At 48.5% G+C, this 16,277-nt stretch carries 16 protein-coding genes; all 16 read right to left on the bottom strand.

Annotation, left to right across the window (positions count from 1 at the left end; all coding sequences use genetic code 11):
- Window positions 1-182: 182 nt before the first annotated feature.
- The 16 genes from EV146_RS16000 to atpA all read right to left on the bottom strand — a co-directional run bounded on the left by EV146_RS16000 (window position 183) and on the right by atpA (window position 16,274).
- Entirely contained in the window at window positions 183-428 is a 246-nt protein-coding gene (locus tag EV146_RS16000; RefSeq protein ID WP_132008103.1) for a DUF1146 family protein, read from the bottom strand.
- Window positions 429-599: 171 nt separating this feature from the next.
- Window positions 600-2,117, bottom strand: a complete 1,518-nt coding sequence (nuoN, locus tag EV146_RS15995) for an NADH-quinone oxidoreductase subunit NuoN (RefSeq protein ID WP_132008100.1) — start codon at window positions 2,115-2,117, stop codon at window positions 600-602.
- Between the two features lie 6 nt (window positions 2,118-2,123).
- Complete coding sequence (locus EV146_RS15990; RefSeq protein ID WP_132008097.1) at window positions 2,124-3,629, bottom strand: NADH-quinone oxidoreductase subunit M; 1,506 nt, start codon at window positions 3,627-3,629, stop codon at window positions 2,124-2,126.
- Complete coding sequence (gene nuoL / locus EV146_RS15985) at window positions 3,626-5,482, bottom strand: NADH-quinone oxidoreductase subunit L (RefSeq protein ID WP_132008094.1); 1,857 nt, start codon at window positions 5,480-5,482, stop codon at window positions 3,626-3,628. The genes EV146_RS15990 and nuoL overlap by 4 nt, the downstream gene beginning before the upstream one ends.
- Window positions 5,483-5,588: 106 nt before the next feature.
- Window positions 5,589-5,903, bottom strand: coding sequence for an NADH-quinone oxidoreductase subunit NuoK (nuoK, locus tag EV146_RS15980; RefSeq protein WP_121610567.1), 315 nt, complete (start codon window positions 5,901-5,903; stop codon window positions 5,589-5,591).
- A complete protein-coding gene (locus EV146_RS15975) occupies window positions 5,900-6,424 on the bottom strand; it encodes an NADH-quinone oxidoreductase subunit J (protein ID WP_132008091.1) in 525 nt (174 codons plus the stop codon). The genes nuoK and EV146_RS15975 overlap by 4 nt, the downstream gene beginning before the upstream one ends.
- Complete coding sequence (gene nuoI, locus EV146_RS15970) at window positions 6,421-6,840, bottom strand: NADH-quinone oxidoreductase subunit NuoI (protein ID WP_121610565.1); 420 nt, start codon at window positions 6,838-6,840, stop codon at window positions 6,421-6,423. The genes EV146_RS15975 and nuoI overlap by 4 nt, the downstream gene beginning before the upstream one ends.
- 59 nt (window positions 6,841-6,899) lie before the next feature.
- Complete coding sequence (gene nuoH / locus EV146_RS15965; RefSeq protein ID WP_132008088.1) at window positions 6,900-7,907, bottom strand: NADH-quinone oxidoreductase subunit NuoH; 1,008 nt, start codon at window positions 7,905-7,907, stop codon at window positions 6,900-6,902.
- A complete protein-coding gene (locus tag EV146_RS15960; RefSeq protein ID WP_132008085.1) occupies window positions 7,907-9,007 on the bottom strand; it encodes an NADH-quinone oxidoreductase subunit D in 1,101 nt (366 codons plus the stop codon). The genes nuoH and EV146_RS15960 overlap by 1 nt, the downstream gene beginning before the upstream one ends.
- A gap of 3 nt (window positions 9,008-9,010) precedes the next feature.
- A complete protein-coding gene (locus tag EV146_RS15955; RefSeq protein WP_132008082.1) occupies window positions 9,011-10,339 on the bottom strand; it encodes an NADH-quinone oxidoreductase subunit C in 1,329 nt (442 codons plus the stop codon).
- 3 nt (window positions 10,340-10,342) lie between these two features.
- A complete protein-coding gene (locus tag EV146_RS15950) occupies window positions 10,343-10,855 on the bottom strand; it encodes a NuoB/complex I 20 kDa subunit family protein (RefSeq protein ID WP_121610561.1) in 513 nt (170 codons plus the stop codon).
- Window positions 10,846-11,223, bottom strand: coding sequence for an NADH-quinone oxidoreductase subunit A (locus EV146_RS15945; protein WP_121610560.1), 378 nt, complete (start codon window positions 11,221-11,223; stop codon window positions 10,846-10,848). The genes EV146_RS15950 and EV146_RS15945 overlap by 10 nt, the downstream gene beginning before the upstream one ends.
- A gap of 286 nt (window positions 11,224-11,509) precedes the next feature.
- Window positions 11,510-11,917: a F0F1 ATP synthase subunit epsilon gene (locus EV146_RS15940; protein ID WP_132008079.1), complete on the bottom strand. Its 408-nt coding sequence runs from the start codon at window positions 11,915-11,917 to the stop codon at window positions 11,510-11,512.
- A 22-nt stretch (window positions 11,918-11,939) separates the two neighbouring features.
- Window positions 11,940-13,361: a F0F1 ATP synthase subunit beta gene (gene atpD, locus EV146_RS15935; RefSeq protein ID WP_132008076.1), complete on the bottom strand. Its 1,422-nt coding sequence runs from the start codon at window positions 13,359-13,361 to the stop codon at window positions 11,940-11,942.
- An 84-nt stretch (window positions 13,362-13,445) separates the two neighbouring features.
- On the bottom strand, window positions 13,446-14,303 hold the full coding sequence (locus EV146_RS15930; protein ID WP_132008073.1) for a F0F1 ATP synthase subunit gamma: 858 nt from the start codon (window positions 14,301-14,303) through the stop codon (window positions 13,446-13,448).
- A gap of 462 nt (window positions 14,304-14,765) precedes the next feature.
- Entirely contained in the window at window positions 14,766-16,274 is a 1,509-nt protein-coding gene (gene atpA, locus EV146_RS15925) for a F0F1 ATP synthase subunit alpha (RefSeq protein ID WP_121610555.1), read from the bottom strand.
- Between the last annotated feature and the right edge of the window lie 3 nt (window positions 16,275-16,277).

Below are 16,277 nucleotides of genomic sequence, written 5' to 3'. Positions count from 1 at the left end.
GAATTCTCGTCACTTTTTGACAAACTTGTTTTCAACGACAACTCGCCCGGGTGTGTGCTGAATTCCGCGTATGTTACCAGGAGTTTGCGAAATTCCTCACATATTGCAAGAAAGCAATACAAAGACAATCATAATAAATATTGAGTGATTTGAAAACATGTATTATGACCTAATTTTATTATCTAGTTGATTAGCTGCAATATGGCTGGAAGCTGTTGCGACCAAAGAAGATAATCCAGGAAAAAATTGCCAACTGCAGATCCAAGGGCTATCGATACCAATATGTACAAAACCCTGGCCTGGAACACACGATTTGCGCGCAGCAACTTTTCAAAATGCAAGGCCTGCAGCGCCCACCAGGCTAATGCGATAAACATAAGATGAGTCATGATGCTGATTAAAGCCTGTGAGCCTAAGTCCGTTATCATCTTCCTTTCTCCCTCCAAATTAGTCTCCTTAATATTACCAAATTAATTGGATAAATGGAATGGAAACAATCCCTCTTATATAGACGAATTTTCCTAATAAAAGTTTCATTTTTACAAAAAAAAGAGCTGGCACAAACGTTCGCCAGCTCATGTATTTATTTATATGTTCTATTATTGCATGAAATCAACAAACTGATTAAAGTTTGTCTGCAGGAAATCAAAGGCCAGCTGCGGCATAACCCCAAATATTACCGTTGCCGCTGTACAAATGGCAATGGCTGCGGTGATTCCCGTCTGCAGCTTGATTTTCCCTTGTCCTTCGGCAGCAGGCCGGAAGAACATCTGTGTCATGATACCAAAGTAGTAAAAGTAGGATACCACCGTGGCTGCAATCATAATGGATACAAGCACATAGTGTGCCGGTTCAACCATGAGCGCACCCATGAAGATATTCAGCTTTCCGATGAATCCTGCCGTCCCGGGAATTCCGGCCAGCGACAGGATGAGGATGGCCATGGCAACAGCCAGAAGCGGGGATCGCCGGTACAGGCCGGCAAACTCGCTGATATCCTCATTGCCGCTATTGGCCGTCAGCAGCTGGATAATGGCAAAGGCTCCCAGGTTCATGAACAGGTAGGCCAGCATATAAAACCAGATGCTGTCGAACATGACGTAGGACATCGCTGTAAAAGCAACGAGAATATAACCTGCATGGGCAATGCTCGAGTAGGCAAACAGGCGTTTAATATTGCGCTGCCTGAGAGCCACCACATTCCCGACAATCATGGTTGCGCCCGCAAGGAAGGCAAGATAGTCCTGCATCTCAAAGAGCATTGGGACCGCCTCTTGTCCCCCAGTCGGTACCGCTGCAAAAATGGAAAACATGATCCGGATCATAATGATAAATCCTGCCGTTTTCGAAACGACGCTCAGGAAAGCCGTTACCGGAGTAGGTGCTCCTTCATACACATCGGGTGCCCACATATGGAAAGGCGCTGATGCGAGCTTAAAGGACAGTCCAATGAAAATCATTAAAAAGGCCATCCCGAGAATGTAGATATGCTGCTGTTCAGACAGCGAAGCCAGCGTCCCGGCCATCGCCTTCAGGTTGGTCGTGCCGGTCATCCCGTACACATAGCTCATTCCGAACAAGGTGATGGCTGTTGAAATACTGCCGTTAATCACATATTTCATGGCAGATTCATTCGATTTCAAATTCTGTTTTTTGAGGCCTGCTAATATATAGGAGGAAATCGATAAAAGCTCCAGCCCGACAAACAACGTAATCAGGTCGCCGCTCGAAGACATCATCATCGCACCCAGCAAGGCCGCGAGAAACAAATAGAAAAACTCGCCGCGATATTCTGCCATTCCTTCTTTTGGTTCATAATCCACTGCTAAAAGAAGCACCAGAGCCGCACCCGTAAGCAGCAAAAGCTTGAAGGCTTTTGCAAAGGAATCAAGCCTGAATGTATCAAATAAAATGGAGTCTGTATCATGGCCAATCAGGGTAACAGAGGACACGATCGCGGCCAGCACACCGGCAAATGCAAGCCAGCCCAGGTGTTTCCTGTTAAAGCGCTTTGGCAGGAACAAATCAAGCAGGGTCAGAATGGTCGCAACCCCAAGGATGATGAATTCCGGCGCCATCATTCCCCATTCAAATGATTGTAATGTCTCTATATCCATTCTTCATCACCCTCCTATCCCAAGCACGATCGATTCAATGGGCTGGCTCAGCACAGCCGGATAAACTCCGATCAGGATAATCAACCCGACAAGGATCAGTACGGGTGCCCATTCATAAGAACGGATATCCGTAATGCCGGCAAATTCTCGGTCAGACCTTCCATACGTGATGGCCAGCACAGCCCTCAGAAGATAGACAGCCGTCATGATGATTCCGAGAGTACCGACAGCTGCAAGGACCGGCATTTCCCTGAACAGTCCCATGAAGGCCATAAACTCACTGATAAATCCGGACATTCCCGGAAGTCCAAGCGATGCCATTGCGCCTGCCAGCAGGAACCCCGCGGTTAACGGCATCCCCTGTGCCAGCCCGCCTAAATTAGCGATATTTGTTGTTTGAACCCGTTCATACAGTACACTGACCAGGAAGAACAGCAATGCTGAAATCAATCCGTGTGAGACCACCTGGAAGATGGCTCCTTGAATTCCTGCCTCATTTAATGCTCCAAGTCCGATTAAAACGATTCCCATGTGGGAAATAGAGGAGTAGGCAAGGACCATTTTAAAATCATCCTGGATAAACGCCATAAACGCACCATACAGGAGGTTAACCACCCCAAGGACTGCCAGCAGGACGGATAAATCTCTAAATTGCTCGGGAAATATTCCCAGTCCGAAACGGATCAGGCCAAAGGCCCCGATTTTCAACAGAATCCCCGAGTGGAGCATAACGATGGAAGGCGGTGCTTCCACGTGGACCCGGAGCATCCAGCTGTGGAGCGGAAAGATGGGCAGCTTGACTCCAAAAGCGACCAGCAAGGCAATCAATAATCCGAGTTTAAGAGATTCGGAGATGGGAGCCACCAGCTGGCTATTGTCCGAGTTCACTAAAATCTTCAGAGCTTCTATATTCGTTGTCCCTGTCCGTGCAAACAGCACCATGATCACGATCAGAAGGACGGCAGAGCCCAGTCCATTGTAGATCAGGAAGCTGTATGCTGCCTTCTCTTTTTCAAAATAGCCCCACTTACCAATCAGGAAGAACATCGGGACAAGGGTAATTTCAAAGAAAAGAAAGAAAAGAATCAGATTCTGTGCCGTAAAGACACCCAGCATGCCAATTTCGAGCAGCAGGAAGAGCATAAAATAGCCTTTCCACTCCTTTTTGACATGAAAGGAGGCAATCGATGCCAGAGTCGCAAGCACAGTGGTCAGAACAATCATCAGCAGGGAAAATCCATCGATTCCAAGCTCATAAAAAACGGTATAAAGATTCTCGTCAATGGCTCCAAAGCCGCCAAATTGAATCCAGCGGACCCGTTCTGAAAATTCATCCAGGCCCTTTCCGCCCTGATACGCGGCATAAGCCATCAGGGAAAGCACGAGCGCCGGCAGTGTCGCCAGAAACCCAAGGAACTTAATCCCCTTTTCATTTTCACGCGGCATGAAGGCGAGGAGCAACAATCCTAATAACGGGGAGAAGACTAATAAGCTGAGATAAAAACCATTCATCCAAAATACCCCCCTGTTATCGCAAAGATCAGCATCAGGAAGGCCAGTCCGAGAAAGGCTGCCATTCCGTATGTCTGGGTTTGGCCGCTCTGCACCCTTGCTCCGGACCTACCCAGACCCTGAACGAGGCCAACCACCACTTTTAAAAGTCCCTCAACCAGGAACACTTCAATAAAGCGCAGGAACAAGCTTACTGCCTTTGCACCGTATACAAAGGACCTTTCATAAAATTCATCGATAAAATATTTATTGTACAGAATGCTGTAAGTGATCGGTAAACGGCTTGACAGCCAATCCCTCTCCATCGTCCGCCTGCCGTACATCAGATAGGCCAGGAGGATTCCCAGAAGGGACACAAGTGTGGCAACAAGCATGATCCAGACAGGTCCTTCGGTATGTCCGTGACCGTTCCCCTCAACCAGCCAGTCCCCAAGGAAGGTTCCGAACCACGGTGTATTGACGTACCCGGCCACAATTGCAAGAATGCCCAAAACCATCATCGGGGCAGTCATCGTGACAGGAGACTCATGTACATTCTTCATCTGGCTGCGGGCTTCGCCGGCAAACACCATGAAGAATAGGCGGAACATATAAAATGCGGTGAAAAATGCAGCAATCACTGCAAGCCAGAACAGAAAGGTGTTGCCATGAGTCCAGGCAGATATCAGAATCTCATCTTTACTGAAGAAACCTGAGAAAAGCGGAACACCGCTGATGGCAAGCGTCCCAATCAGAAACAGCGGACCAGTAAGGCGAAGCTTTTTCCAGAGGCCGCCCATTTTTTCAATGTCCTGTGTATGGACGGCGTGGATGACGCTCCCCGCTGCCAGGAACAGAAGTGCTTTGAAAAAAGCGTGCGTCATCAGGTGAAACACCCCTGCAACATACCCTGCCGATCCAAGCGCCAGCATCATGTACCCCAGCTGGCTCACTGTTGAGTAGGCCAGGACGCGTTTAATGTCGGTCTGGACAAGCCCTATGCTTGCCGCAAAGATAGCTGTGACAGCCCCAATAACCGCTACCGTCATCATGGCGGTTTCACTTGCCTCAAAGAGCGGGAACATTGCTGCCACAAGGTAAACCCCTGCCGCAACCATCGTCGCTGCGTGAATCAGGGCCGAAACAGGAGTCGGGCCTTCCATCGCATCCGGAAGCCACGTATGAAGCGGGAACTGGCCGGACTTTCCGACAGCTCCGATAAAAATTAAAATGGCAGTGAGGGTAATCATTGTTCCCGAAACCTCGCCAGCCTCAACAGCAGCGAAAATGTCATCATATTCAAAGCTGCCAGTCTGCCAGAATAATAGGACCATTCCAATTAAAAGGCCGACATCGCCAATCCTTGTCATGATAAAAGCTTTTTTAGCGGCCTGCTTTGCACTTTCCTTGTAAAAATAAAAGCCGATCAGCAGGAAGGATCCCAAGCCTACAAGCTCCCAGAAAATATAAGTCTGAAGCAGGTTGGGCGATATGACAAGCCCGAGCATGGCAAATGTAAACAAACCAAGATAGCCATAGAACACAGGGAATCGCTCATCTCCATGCATATAGCCTTTCGAATAAGTATGTACCAGAAAACTGACAAGCGACACGATTACCAGCATTAATGCATTTAGTTGATTAACCTCAAATCCCACTGTTAATTGCAAATCTCCTATTTGGAGCCATCCTGCTTCCGTTTTAAAGGTAGGTCCCTGCAGGCGGCCTGCAAGTACGATGACAGAATAGACCAAAGAGGCAAGGGTCAGCAAAATCCCAACGTACGCACTCGCTTCCTTCAGCTGCCTGCCGAACAGAAGGAGGATCAAAAACGATAAAAGCGGGAAAAGCGGAATGAGCCAAGCATTCTCCATCTATATCACAATCCCCTTTTTGAACGCGCCAGCTTTCACACCTGCAGCGCGTCAGATTGTGCCCAACTTCCGGGCCAACATATTTCGGACCTGTCTCTGCCCGAGGTCAATGTTTTAACTGATCCATTTCATCAATATTGACAGTCTTACGATTACGGTAGAGCGACAGAAGAATGGCAATCCCGACTGCGACCTCTGCAGCAGCAACGGCAATCACAAAAACAGCAAACACTTGCCCTGTAATGGATGGGTTCATCCCAAATTTGCTGAAGGTGACAAGGTTGATGTTGACTGCATTCAGCATCAGTTCAATGGAGATCAGGACAATGATTGTATTCCTTTTCGTCAGGGCACCGTAAAGCCCAATACAAAAGAGAATCAATGCAAGCGCCAAATAGGCGGAAACGGGTACACCGGTCATTCTTTGTCACCCTCCTTTTCGCCATCATTCCGGGAAAGGACAATTGCTCCAACAAGAGCTACCAGCAGCAGCACAGACATCAGTTCAAACGGAATCACGAAATCCGAGTACAGGGCAACCCCAAGCTGCTCGGTATTTTTCTCATGAAGTGCAGCAGGTTCTGTGCCGAAATCCAGATTGTAAATCCCGATGTAAAAGGCAGCCCCAAAGGCCAGTACTCCCAGAAACAACAGCACCTTTTTCCAGCCGCCCCCTTTCGAGTCAGACTCCTCGTCATTATGCCTTGTCAGCATGATTCCAAAGAGCATAATAATCGTGATCGCACCTGAATAAATTAAAATTTGCACAACGGCTAGAAATTCCGCGGACAGCAGGATATAAATCCCTGCAATCGCGATAAAGGTAAACACCAGACCTACCACCATATGCACGACTTTTGTCAGGTTCAGAAGCAGCACGCCCCCGATAACGGCGACCAGGGCAAGCGAAATAAATGCCAGAAATTCGCCAGATATCGTCATGCCTTATTCACCTTCCGTATGTTCTCGTCGTTCTCGTCCAGCCATTCCAGGTTTTTAAACAGTTCGTCACGGCTGTAATCCGCGAGTTCAAAATTATTGGTCATGACAATGGCTTCGGTAGGGCATACCTCGGTACAGAGGTCGCAGAGGATGCATATTTCAAAATTTATATCGTAGGTATCAATGATTTTCCCCTTTTTGGCTGGGTCCGGATGCTTCTTCCCCGTCAGCTGAATGCAGTCGGTTGGGCATATATTGGCGCACTGGTTGCAAACAATACATTTCTCCGGATAAAATTTCTGGACTCCCCGGAAACGGTCCGGAAGCGGAAGCGGTTCATTTGGATAATCGTAGGTGACTTTTTCCCGAGTCAGGTTTTTTAGGGTATAAGCTAATCCTTTTGTCCATCCAAGCACGTATTTTCACCCCTTGGTCAGAAAAGCAGATATCAGCGCTGCCGCTTTTCTGTAATAGTTTAAAAGATATTCAGAAACTCTTTTAATAGAGCCGTCAGGAAGATATTTGCAAGCGCGACTGGAAGAAGGACCTTCCAGGCAAATTCCATCAGCTGGTCGGCGCGGATTCGCGGGAATGTCGCCCTGAACCAGATCAGGATGAAAACGACTAGGCTGAACTTTAGCGCAAACCATACGGCTCCAGGAATGAAGCCCAGGAAAGGCAGCGGCAGCCACCCGCCTAAAAACAGGACGGTAATCAGCGCACACATGGCAAACATATAGACATACTCTGCAAGCATGAACATCGCCCAGCGAAAACCCGAGTATTCGGTATGGAAGCCTGCGACCAGCTCATTTTCAGCTTCAGCAAGGTCGAACGGAACCCGGTTTAATTCGGCAACGGCCGCAATAAAGAAGACAATGAAGGCAATCGGCTGCCAAAGAATGAACCAGCCCTTCTCCTGCGCCTCCACAATCTCATTCAGATTGATGCTTCCGGCAAGAAGAGCAATTCCCAGAACGCTCATGACAAGCGGGATTTCGTAGGAAATCATCTGTGCCGCAGCACGCATACCTCCAAGGAGGGAGTATTTGTTGTTGGAGGCCCAGGCCCCCACTAATATTCCGACTGTTGTCATCCCTGAAACGGCAATATAATACAGCAGCCCCACTCCAATATCCGCGAACTGCAGCCTGTCGGTAAATGGAATGGCCGCGACCACCATAAAAGCCGGTGCAAATGCAACCACAGGGGCGAGGATGAACAGTGGCCTGTCAGCCGCCTTCGGGATCAAATCTTCTTTTAGAAGCAGCTTTAAAACGTCCGCTACAGTCTGAAGGAGCCCCCACCGGCCACCCACCTGGTTTGGGCCATATCGGCCCTGCATAAAACCCAGGACCTTCCGTTCAGCAAGAATCGCGTACGTAACAAAACCGAGAATCACAAACAGAAAGACGGTGGCGAGAAGAAAAAAGATGACAAAGTTGGACAGCCCAGGGCTCGAATGGAGCAAATCCTGAATCATTATCCGTCAACCTCCCCAAGAACAATATCCACTGCACCTAAAATCGCAATTAAATTTGAAATGTTTTCTCCTTTTAGCAGCTTAGGAAGAATTTGAAGATTATAGAAAGACGGCCTTCTGAACTTCATTCGGTACGGCTCCTTCTTGCCATCACTTGCAATATAGCAGCCGATTTCGCCTCTTGAAGCCTCGATCCTGACAAATCCTTCTCCTTTGGGTACTTTGATGATTTTTGGAACCTTTGCCATCGTTTCCCCATCTTTCGGGAATTGTTCGGCCGCTTGTTCAATGATTTTTAACGATTCTTCAATTTCCGCAAGCCTGCACTCATAGCGGGAGTAGGCATCCCCATCTTCCCTGGTAACGACGTTAAAATCGAACCGGTCGTATATGGAGTAAGGTTCATCCTTTCGTAAATCCCATTTAATGCCGGTGCAGCGAAGGTTTGGCCCGCTCAGGCTGTAGTTAAGGGCATCTTCTTTTGTATATTTTCCAATACCTTTTGTCCGGTTCAGGAAGATTTCATTGCCTGTCACTAAATCGTGGTACCCCTTCAACTGCTCCCTCATATAAGGAACGAAATCAGCTACTTTTTCAATCCAGCCTTCCGGAGCGTCCCATTTGACACCTCCGACGCGCATATAGTTGAAGGTAATTCGCGCCCCTGATAGTTCATTCAGCAGATTAATAATCAGTTCCCGCTCACGGAATGCGTACAGGAGCGGGGAAGTTGCACCAAAGTCCAGTATATATGTACCCCACCATAGAAGGTGGCTTGCTACCCTGTTCAGTTCCATAGCCAATACCCTCAAGTATTCAGCCCGTTCTGGAACCTGAATGCCCATCATCGTCTCAACCGCATGGCAGATAACATAATTATTGGTCATGGCCGAGATATAATCCATCCGGTCTGTATAAGGGATGATCTGGGTATATTGAAGATTTTCAGCGAGTTTTTCCGTCCCGCGGTGCAAATATCCGATTACCGGCGTTGCTTCGACAATAATTTCCCCGTCGATTTTTAAAACAAGCCGGAATACTCCGTGCGTACTAGGATGCTGCGGACCGACGTTCAGGAGCATTTCTTCTGTGCGTATCACCGGCTACACCTCCACATCATACGGTTCATAGTCTCTCCTCAGCGGGTGGCCAACCCAGTCCTCGCCCAGCATGATCCGGTGGAGATTAGGGTGTCCTGCAAACTGAATGCCAAGCAGGTCATAGGCCTCACACTCTGCCCAATCCGCTCCGGCCCAGAGCGGCTGCAGCGATTCAATTTCGGGGGCTTCCCTGTCCAATTTCACTTTCATCGCCACACTTTGGCGGTTTTTATAAGAATAGAGGTGGACATAAATTTCCATATGGGTTTCAAAATCGGTGCCATGCAGTTCAGACAGATAGTCAAAGCCGAGACTTTCATTGTATTTTAAAAACTCGGCAATCTTATAGTATGCGCTTCTGCTAACAACGATTGTCGGGACGTCCTTTGAAAGACTATTAATATAGAAATCTTCTAAAACGTTCTCTCCCAAATGCTCGGTGATAATCTTGACATATTTATCGAGATAAACCTGGTTCGGTGATGGCTGTTTAGGCTCAGAAGTCTTTGCCCCAGAATCTCCCTTGCCAGCCGCGGCTGCTTTTGCCTTGGCCGCTGCCGCTGCTTTTGCTTTTGCTGCCGCGACAGCCTTCGCCTTGGCATCAACGCCTGCATCGCTGCCGCCCAGTTCTGCCGCCTTCTTTTTCGCGGCAGCTGCTGCTTTGGCTTTGGCCACGGCGGCTGCTTTCTTCTTCGCCAGGTCATCGGCTTCTCCGGAGGCACCTTCGCTGACCGGACCACCCTCTGCCTGTTCCATTGCTTTTCGTTTCGCGGCGGCCGCGGCTTTTGCCTTGGCTACCGCGGCTGCTTTCTTCTTCGCCAGATCATCGGCTTCTCCTGAATCGCCTTCGCTAGCCGGACCACCCTCTGCCTGTTCCATTGCTTTTCGTTTCGCGGCGGCCGCGGCCTTTGCCTTGGCTACAGCGGCTGCTTTCTTCTTTGCCAGATCATCGGCTTCTCCTGAATCGCCTTCGCTAGCCGGACCACCCTCTGCCTGTTCCATTGCTTTCCGTTTCACGGCGGCCGCGGCTTTTGCCTTGGCTACGGCGGCTGCTTTCTTCTTCGCCAGGTCATCCGCATCTCCGGAAGCTCCATCACTTCCTGATCCGCCTTCTGCCTGTTCCATTGCTTTTCGTTTCGCGGCGGCCGCGGCTTTTGCCTTGGCTACGGCGGCAGCTTTCTTCTTCGCCAGATCATCGGCTTCTCCGGAGGCGCCTTCGCTACTCGGTCCGCCCTCTGCCTCGGCCATCGCTTTCTTTTTCGCCAATGCTGCCGCTTTGGCTTTAGCTGCAGCCTCTTTTTTCAGCTGCTCAAGGTCCTTTTCCCCGCTCATGAATTAGATCACCTTCTTCCCGGTCTTCGCCTCATAACGGATCTTTTCTTTAAGTTTATTGATTCCATAAATCAAAGCAGCAGGATTTGGCGGACATCCAGGTATATACACATCCACCGGGACGATCTGGTCCACGCCTTTTACCACGGAGTATGATTTTACATACGGCCCGCCTGCAGTTGCGCAGGAACCCATTGCTACCACCCATTTTGGCTCCGCCATCTGGTCATAAAGTGTCCTAAGAACTGGCGCCATTTTTTTCGTTACAGTGCCCGATACAATCATCACATCTGACTGTCGGGGAGAATTTCGGTAGAAGGTTCCAAAGCGGTCCAGATCGTAGTGTGCAGAACTGGTTGCCATCATCTCGATGGCACAGCAGGCCAGGCCAAATGTCATTGGCCACAGCGAGCTGCTTCTGGCCCATCCTTTCACTTGTTCAAGCGTTGTGAAAAGTACATTTCTCTTAAGCTCTTCCACTTCCATAGGTGAAAGATCATTCAGCTTTAAATCCATTTCAGCACCTTCTTTTTCCATGCATAGATAAGTCCGATTAACAGCATCACAACAAAAATCAGCATTTCAACGAGCGCAAAGATTCCTAGTTTCTCATAGGCCACAGCCCATGGGTATAAAAAAACAGTTTCCACATCGAAAATAACGAACATCAGGGCAAAGACATAATAGCGGACATTAAACTGGACCCTTGAATCATGGAAAGGCTCAATTCCGCTTTCATACGTGGTGTACTTTGACTCAATCGGCTTATACGGCGGCCTGAGCAGCCTGGCTGCAAACAAAGCCACTACCGGCAGCAGAATGCCCAGACATAGGAACACAAAGACGATTAAATAGTTATTTTGATATACATTTAAAAGTTCCATGCCATTCCCCCATTTGATATGGAATATTCAAACTATTAAAATATGTAACCGATACCAATTATACCATTGTTACCTATCAGTGTCGATAAACCCTTGGCAATATGCTGGAATATTGAGCCAATATTTCGGTCTCACTCCCTTATAAGATGGGAGAGAATAATATTATGAAAAACTGTGAAACCTTCTTTTCCCTTGCCCCTAATTTTTGTCCTATTCTATTCATAATCAGAAATGCCGGGATTTATTACGCAAAAAAACACCTTCCGGGAAAGGAAGGTGTTTTATCTTATATTTTTCTCTGTGCAATGGAGATCCGGTTAATGGCACGCTGAAGGGCAAGCTCTGCACGTCTGAAATCAACATTTTCCTGCTTTCGTTCCTGCAGGCGCTGTTCCGCACGCTCTTTCGCACGAAGCGCACGATCCAGATCGATTTCTTCTGATTTCTCGGCTGTCTGGGCAAGAATCGTCACCTGTTCAGGGCGAACTTCAAGAAACCCTCCGCTTACTGCCACAATTTCTGTGCTGCCGCCTTTTTTCAACCGGACCGCGCCGATTTTCAGGGGTGCAACCATTGGAATATGACCTGGCAGGATGCCAAGCTCGCCAGTTTTGGCTTTTGTACTGACCATTTCCACATCAGATTCATATACCGGTCCATCGGGAGTAACAACACTGACTTTCATCGTCTTCATTTTTTACCCTCCTGGTCCGTTATTAGACCTCTACACCGAGGCGTTTTGCATTCTCGATAACGTCTTCAATGCGTCCGACAAGACGGAAAGCATCTTCTGGAAGGTGGTCATATTTTCCATCAAGGATTTCTTTGAAGCCTTTAACGGTTTCTTTTACTGGTACGTATGATCCAGGCTGCCCTGTAAACTGCTCGGCAACGTGGAAGTTTTGAGATAAGAAGAACTGGATTCTGCGGGCACGGTGAACGACAAGCTTATCGTCATCTCCAAGCTCGTCCATACCTAAGATCGCAATGATATCCTGAAGCTCTCTGTAACGCTGCAAGGTTGACTGAACTCGGCGGGCCACATCATAATGCTCTTCCCCGACAATCTCAGGAGACAGGGCACGTGAAGTAGATGCTAATGGATCCACCGCTGGATAGATACCCATCTCGGAAAGCTTACGCTCAAGGTTAGTCGTTGCATCTAAGTGGGCGAAAGTAGTAGCCGGAGCCGGGTCCGTATAGTCATCGGCTGGTACGTAGATCGCCTGGATGGAAGTAACGGAACCTACGTTGGTAGATGTGATACGTTCCTGAAGCTTACCCATTTCAGTTGCAAGAGTCGGCTGGTAACCAACCGCTGATGGCATACGGCCCAATAGCGCGGACACCTCAGAACCCGCCTGCGTGAAACGGAAGATATTATCCATGAAGAAAAGAACGTCCTGCCCTTGGTCGTCACGGAAGAATTCAGCCATTGTCAAACCTGTCAGGGCAACACGCATACGTGCGCCTGGCGGCTCGTTCATTTGTCCGAATACCATTGCCGTCTGCTTAATAACGCCTGAGTCCGTCATTTCATGGTAAAGGTCGTTACCTTCACGTGTACGCTCTCCGACACCAGCAAATACGGAAATACCGCTGTGCTCCTGGGCGATGTTATTGATTAATTCCTGGATTAATACAGTTTTACCTACACCGGCTCCACCGAAGAGTCCGATTTTACCACCTTTAAGATAAGGGGCAAGAAGGTCAACTACCTTAATACCAGTTTCAAGAATTTCAACTTCTGTTGATAATTGTTCAAATGCAGGAGCTTCCCTGTGGATGGAGTCACGGCGTGCATCTGCTGCGATTGGAGAATCAAGGTCGATTGTTTCCCCAAGAACATTGAATACACGTCCTAGTGTTACATCCCCAACTGGAACTGAGATAGGTGCACCTGTGTCAATAACCTCTACACCACGGCTTAGTCCATCAGTGGATGCCATCGCGATCGTACGGACTGTATCATCACCTAAATGAAGGGCTACTTCAAGGGTTAAGTCGATGTCGACTGCATTTTCATTGCTTGCTTTAGTCACAATCTTCAAAGCGTTATAGATCTCAGGAAGGCTGCCGCTGTCGAACTTTACGTCAACTACTGGACCCATAACCTGGAGAACGCGTCCTTTGTTCATCTTTTTCCCTCCTAACTTAGTCTTTCGAATCTATACATCATGATGGGATGTGGAGTTTAACGCCACATCCCCTTTCATTCATCTCTACTCTAATGCTGCAGCTCCGCCGACGATCTCTGTGATCTCCTGCGTAATGGCTGCCTGCCGGGCACGGTTATAACTGATGCTCAGGGAGTCAATCAGCTCTTTTGCATTGTCCGTAGCATTCTTCATGGCTGTCATACGGGCAGCATGCTCACTAGCCTTGCTGTCCAGTAAAGCTCCATATATCAAGCTTTCAGCGTATTGAGGTAAGAGAACTTCTAAAATTTCTTCAGCGTTTGGTTCGAATTCATAGGATGTAAGCTTTGTTGAAGCTGCAATATCCGTTAGAGGCAAGAGTTTCTTCTCCGTTACTTCCTGGGAAATCGCGCTGACATAATGGCTGTAGAAGATATGCAGCTCGTCGAATGTTCCATCAGAGAACATACCAACAGCAGAGCTGGAAATGTCCTGGATTTCGCTGAATGAAGGCTGGTCGGCAACTCCGGTGATGTCCAGCACGACGTTCATGCCACGGTTGGCAAAAAAGTCGCGGCCGATCCTGCCGATGGCGATAATGGCAAACTCATCATTCGACTTATGGTTTTTTTGAATTGTCTGATGTACCTTGCGGATTACGTTTGAGTTAAACGCCCCGGCAAGGCCGCGGTCAGAAGTTATAACCAGATACCCCGTTTTCTTGACCGGGCGGGAGTTGAGCATAGGATGGTTTGAATCCTTGCTGCCATTTGCAATGGAAGCTGTCACTTCCTGGATTTTTTCCATATAAGGAACAAATGCCTTTGCATTCATGACTCCGCGGTTCCACTTAGAAGCAGATACCATTTCCATAGCCTTGGTGATCTGGCTTGTCTTCTTGGTCGAGGTAATCCGGGATTTTATATCGCGTAAAGATGCCATAGGTTCTCACCACCCTTTTTCAAAGATTGTTATCTGATTTATGGAAGTGCGACTGGCCAGGACTTGCACAGGATGTGCTGACGTCAACGTTCGCCACAGGATGTGGCGGTTCTTAGTTGACGTTCCTTCAACAGTCGCCTCCGCTTTTCTAATTGTCCAGCTGCGGCTCCTAGCCCCTCGAGTCGCTTCGGTCCGTCAGTTGAAGTCAAAGAGCGACTTCATCTGTCGGCCCTCCAGCGCTTGTCGGGGCTGTACAGTCGCCTCCGCTTTTCTAGCTGTCCAGCTTCAGCGCCTAGCTCCTCGGGTCATAAGCAAGTCCCTTTCAGAAGTCAAAGAACGACTTCCTGCAGGGGCTGTCTTATGCCTGTCGGACTTGCACAGGATGTGCTGACGTCAACGTTCGCCACAGGATGTGGCGGTTCTTAGTTGACGTTCCTTCAACAGGCGCTTACGCTTTTCTAATTACTCAGATACTGCAAACTGCTTTTTGAAGTCGTTAATTGCAGCAGCCATATCGTCGTCCTTCGGAAGTTCCTTCGTTGTACGGATATGGTCTAACAATTCTTTGCGGTTGTGGTCTAACCATGTATGGAATTCAGATTCAAAGCGGCGAATATCCTGCAATGGGATGTCATCAAGGAAGCCGCGTGTAAGTGCATAAAGGATTGCAACCTGCTTTTCTACTGAAAGCGGCTTGTGAAGGTCCTGCTTTAGGACTTCAACTGTACGCGCACCGCGGTTCAGCTTCGCCTGGGTTGCTTTATCAAGGTCCGAACCGAACTGGGAGAATGCTTCCAGCTCACGGTATGACGCAAGGTCAAGACGCAATGTACCAGATACCTTCTTCATCGCCTTGATCTGTGCCGATCCACCTACACGGGATACGGATAGACCCGCGTTGATTGCAGGGCGCACGCCGGAGAAGAATAGGTCAGACTGAAGGAAGATCTGTCCATCAGTGATGGAAATTACGTTTGTTGGAATATAGGCGGAGACGTCTCCTGCCTGTGTTTCGATGAACGGAAGCGCTGTAATGGAACCTGCGCCCTTAGCGTCGCTTAGCTTAGCTGCACGCTCTAACAAACGGGAGTGCAAGTAGAAAACATCCCCCGGGTATGCTTCACGGCCTGGAGGACGGCGAAGCAGCAAGGAAAGTTCGCGGTATGCAGATGCCTGCTTAGTCAAGTCATCGTATACTACAAGAACATGCTTTCCTTCATACATGAACTCTTCCGCCATCGCAACACCTGCATAAGGAGCAAGGTAAAGAAGCGGTGCAGGCTGTGATGCAGAAGCTGTTACAACGATTGAATATTCAAGTGCGCCGAACTTGCGAAGAGTTTCAACCGCATTACGTACAGTTGACTCTTTCTGTCCGATTGCAACATAAATACAAATCATGTCTTGTCCCTTTTGGTTCAGGATGGTATCGATTGCTACGGATGTCTTACCTGTCTGACGGTCACCAATGATCAGCTCACGCTGTCCACGGCCGATTGGAACAAGCGCATCAATCGCTTTGATACCTGTTTGCAGCGGCTCATGAACAGATTTACGGTCCATGACACCAGGTGCATTGTATTCAATTGGGCGAGTCTTAGTTGTATTGACCGGACCAAGTCCGTCAACAGGCTGTCCAAGAGAGTTTACTACACGGCCAATCAGTTCCTTGCCAACAGGAACCTCCATGATGCGGCCCGTGCGGCGGACCTCATCGCCCTCGCGGATTTCCGTGAATGGCCCAAGAATGATGATACCGACGTTATTTTCTTCCAGGTTCTGAGCCATACCCATAACGCCATTCGAAAATTCAACAAGTTCTCCTGACATGGCATCGTCGAGGCCATGAACACGGGCGATACCGTCACCAACGGAGATGACTGTACCTACATCACTCACTTGAATTTCCGACTGATAATTTTCTATTTGCGACTTTATCAGCGCACTAATTTCTTCAGCATTGATGCTCATGAG

Source organism: Mesobacillus foraminis (genome assembly GCF_004340465.1).
In the GTDB taxonomy this organism is placed as follows: Bacteria; Bacillota; Bacilli; order Bacillales; family Cytobacillaceae; genus Mesobacillus_B; species Mesobacillus_B foraminis.
Note: the sequence above shows the minus strand (reverse complement) of the source record. Positions and strands in the feature narration are given on the sequence as shown.

Coding starts and splice junctions, on each gene's coding strand:
- EV146_RS15940 (WP_132008079.1), bottom strand. CDS start 11,917: ATGAAGACGATGAAAGTCAGTGTTGTTACTCCCGATGGACCGGTATAT.
- EV146_RS15955 (WP_132008082.1), bottom strand. CDS start 10,339: ATGAGCGGGGAAAAGGACCTTGAGCAGCTGAAAAAAGAGGCTGCAGCT.
- EV146_RS15975 (WP_132008091.1), bottom strand. CDS start 6,424: ATGACGATATCTGGCGAATTTCTGGCATTTATTTCGCTTGCCCTGGTC.
- atpD (WP_132008076.1), bottom strand. CDS start 13,361: ATGAACAAAGGACGCGTTCTCCAGGTTATGGGTCCAGTAGTTGACGTA.
- EV146_RS15990 (WP_132008097.1), bottom strand. CDS start 3,629: ATGAATGGTTTTTATCTCAGCTTATTAGTCTTCTCCCCGTTATTAGGA.
- EV146_RS15930 (WP_132008073.1), bottom strand. CDS start 14,303: ATGGCATCTTTACGCGATATAAAATCCCGGATTACCTCGACCAAGAAG.
- EV146_RS16000 (WP_132008103.1), bottom strand. CDS start 428: ATGATAACGGACTTAGGCTCACAGGCTTTAATCAGCATCATGACTCAT.
- EV146_RS15950 (WP_121610561.1), bottom strand. CDS start 10,855: ATGGATTTAAAGCTGAATGATCTTTCACCTATGGAAGTGGAAGAGCTT.
- EV146_RS15945 (WP_121610560.1), bottom strand. CDS start 11,223: ATGGAACTTTTAAATGTATATCAAAATAACTATTTAATCGTCTTTGTG.
- nuoK (WP_121610567.1), bottom strand. CDS start 5,903: ATGACCGGTGTACCCGTTTCCGCCTATTTGGCGCTTGCATTGATTCTC.
- nuoN (WP_132008100.1), bottom strand. CDS start 2,117: ATGGATATAGAGACATTACAATCATTTGAATGGGGAATGATGGCGCCG.
- nuoL (WP_132008094.1), bottom strand. CDS start 5,482: ATGGAGAATGCTTGGCTCATTCCGCTTTTCCCGCTTTTATCGTTTTTG.
- nuoH (WP_132008088.1), bottom strand. CDS start 7,907: ATGATTCAGGATTTGCTCCATTCGAGCCCTGGGCTGTCCAACTTTGTC.
- atpA (WP_121610555.1), bottom strand. CDS start 16,274: ATGAGCATCAATGCTGAAGAAATTAGTGCGCTGATAAAGTCGCAAATA.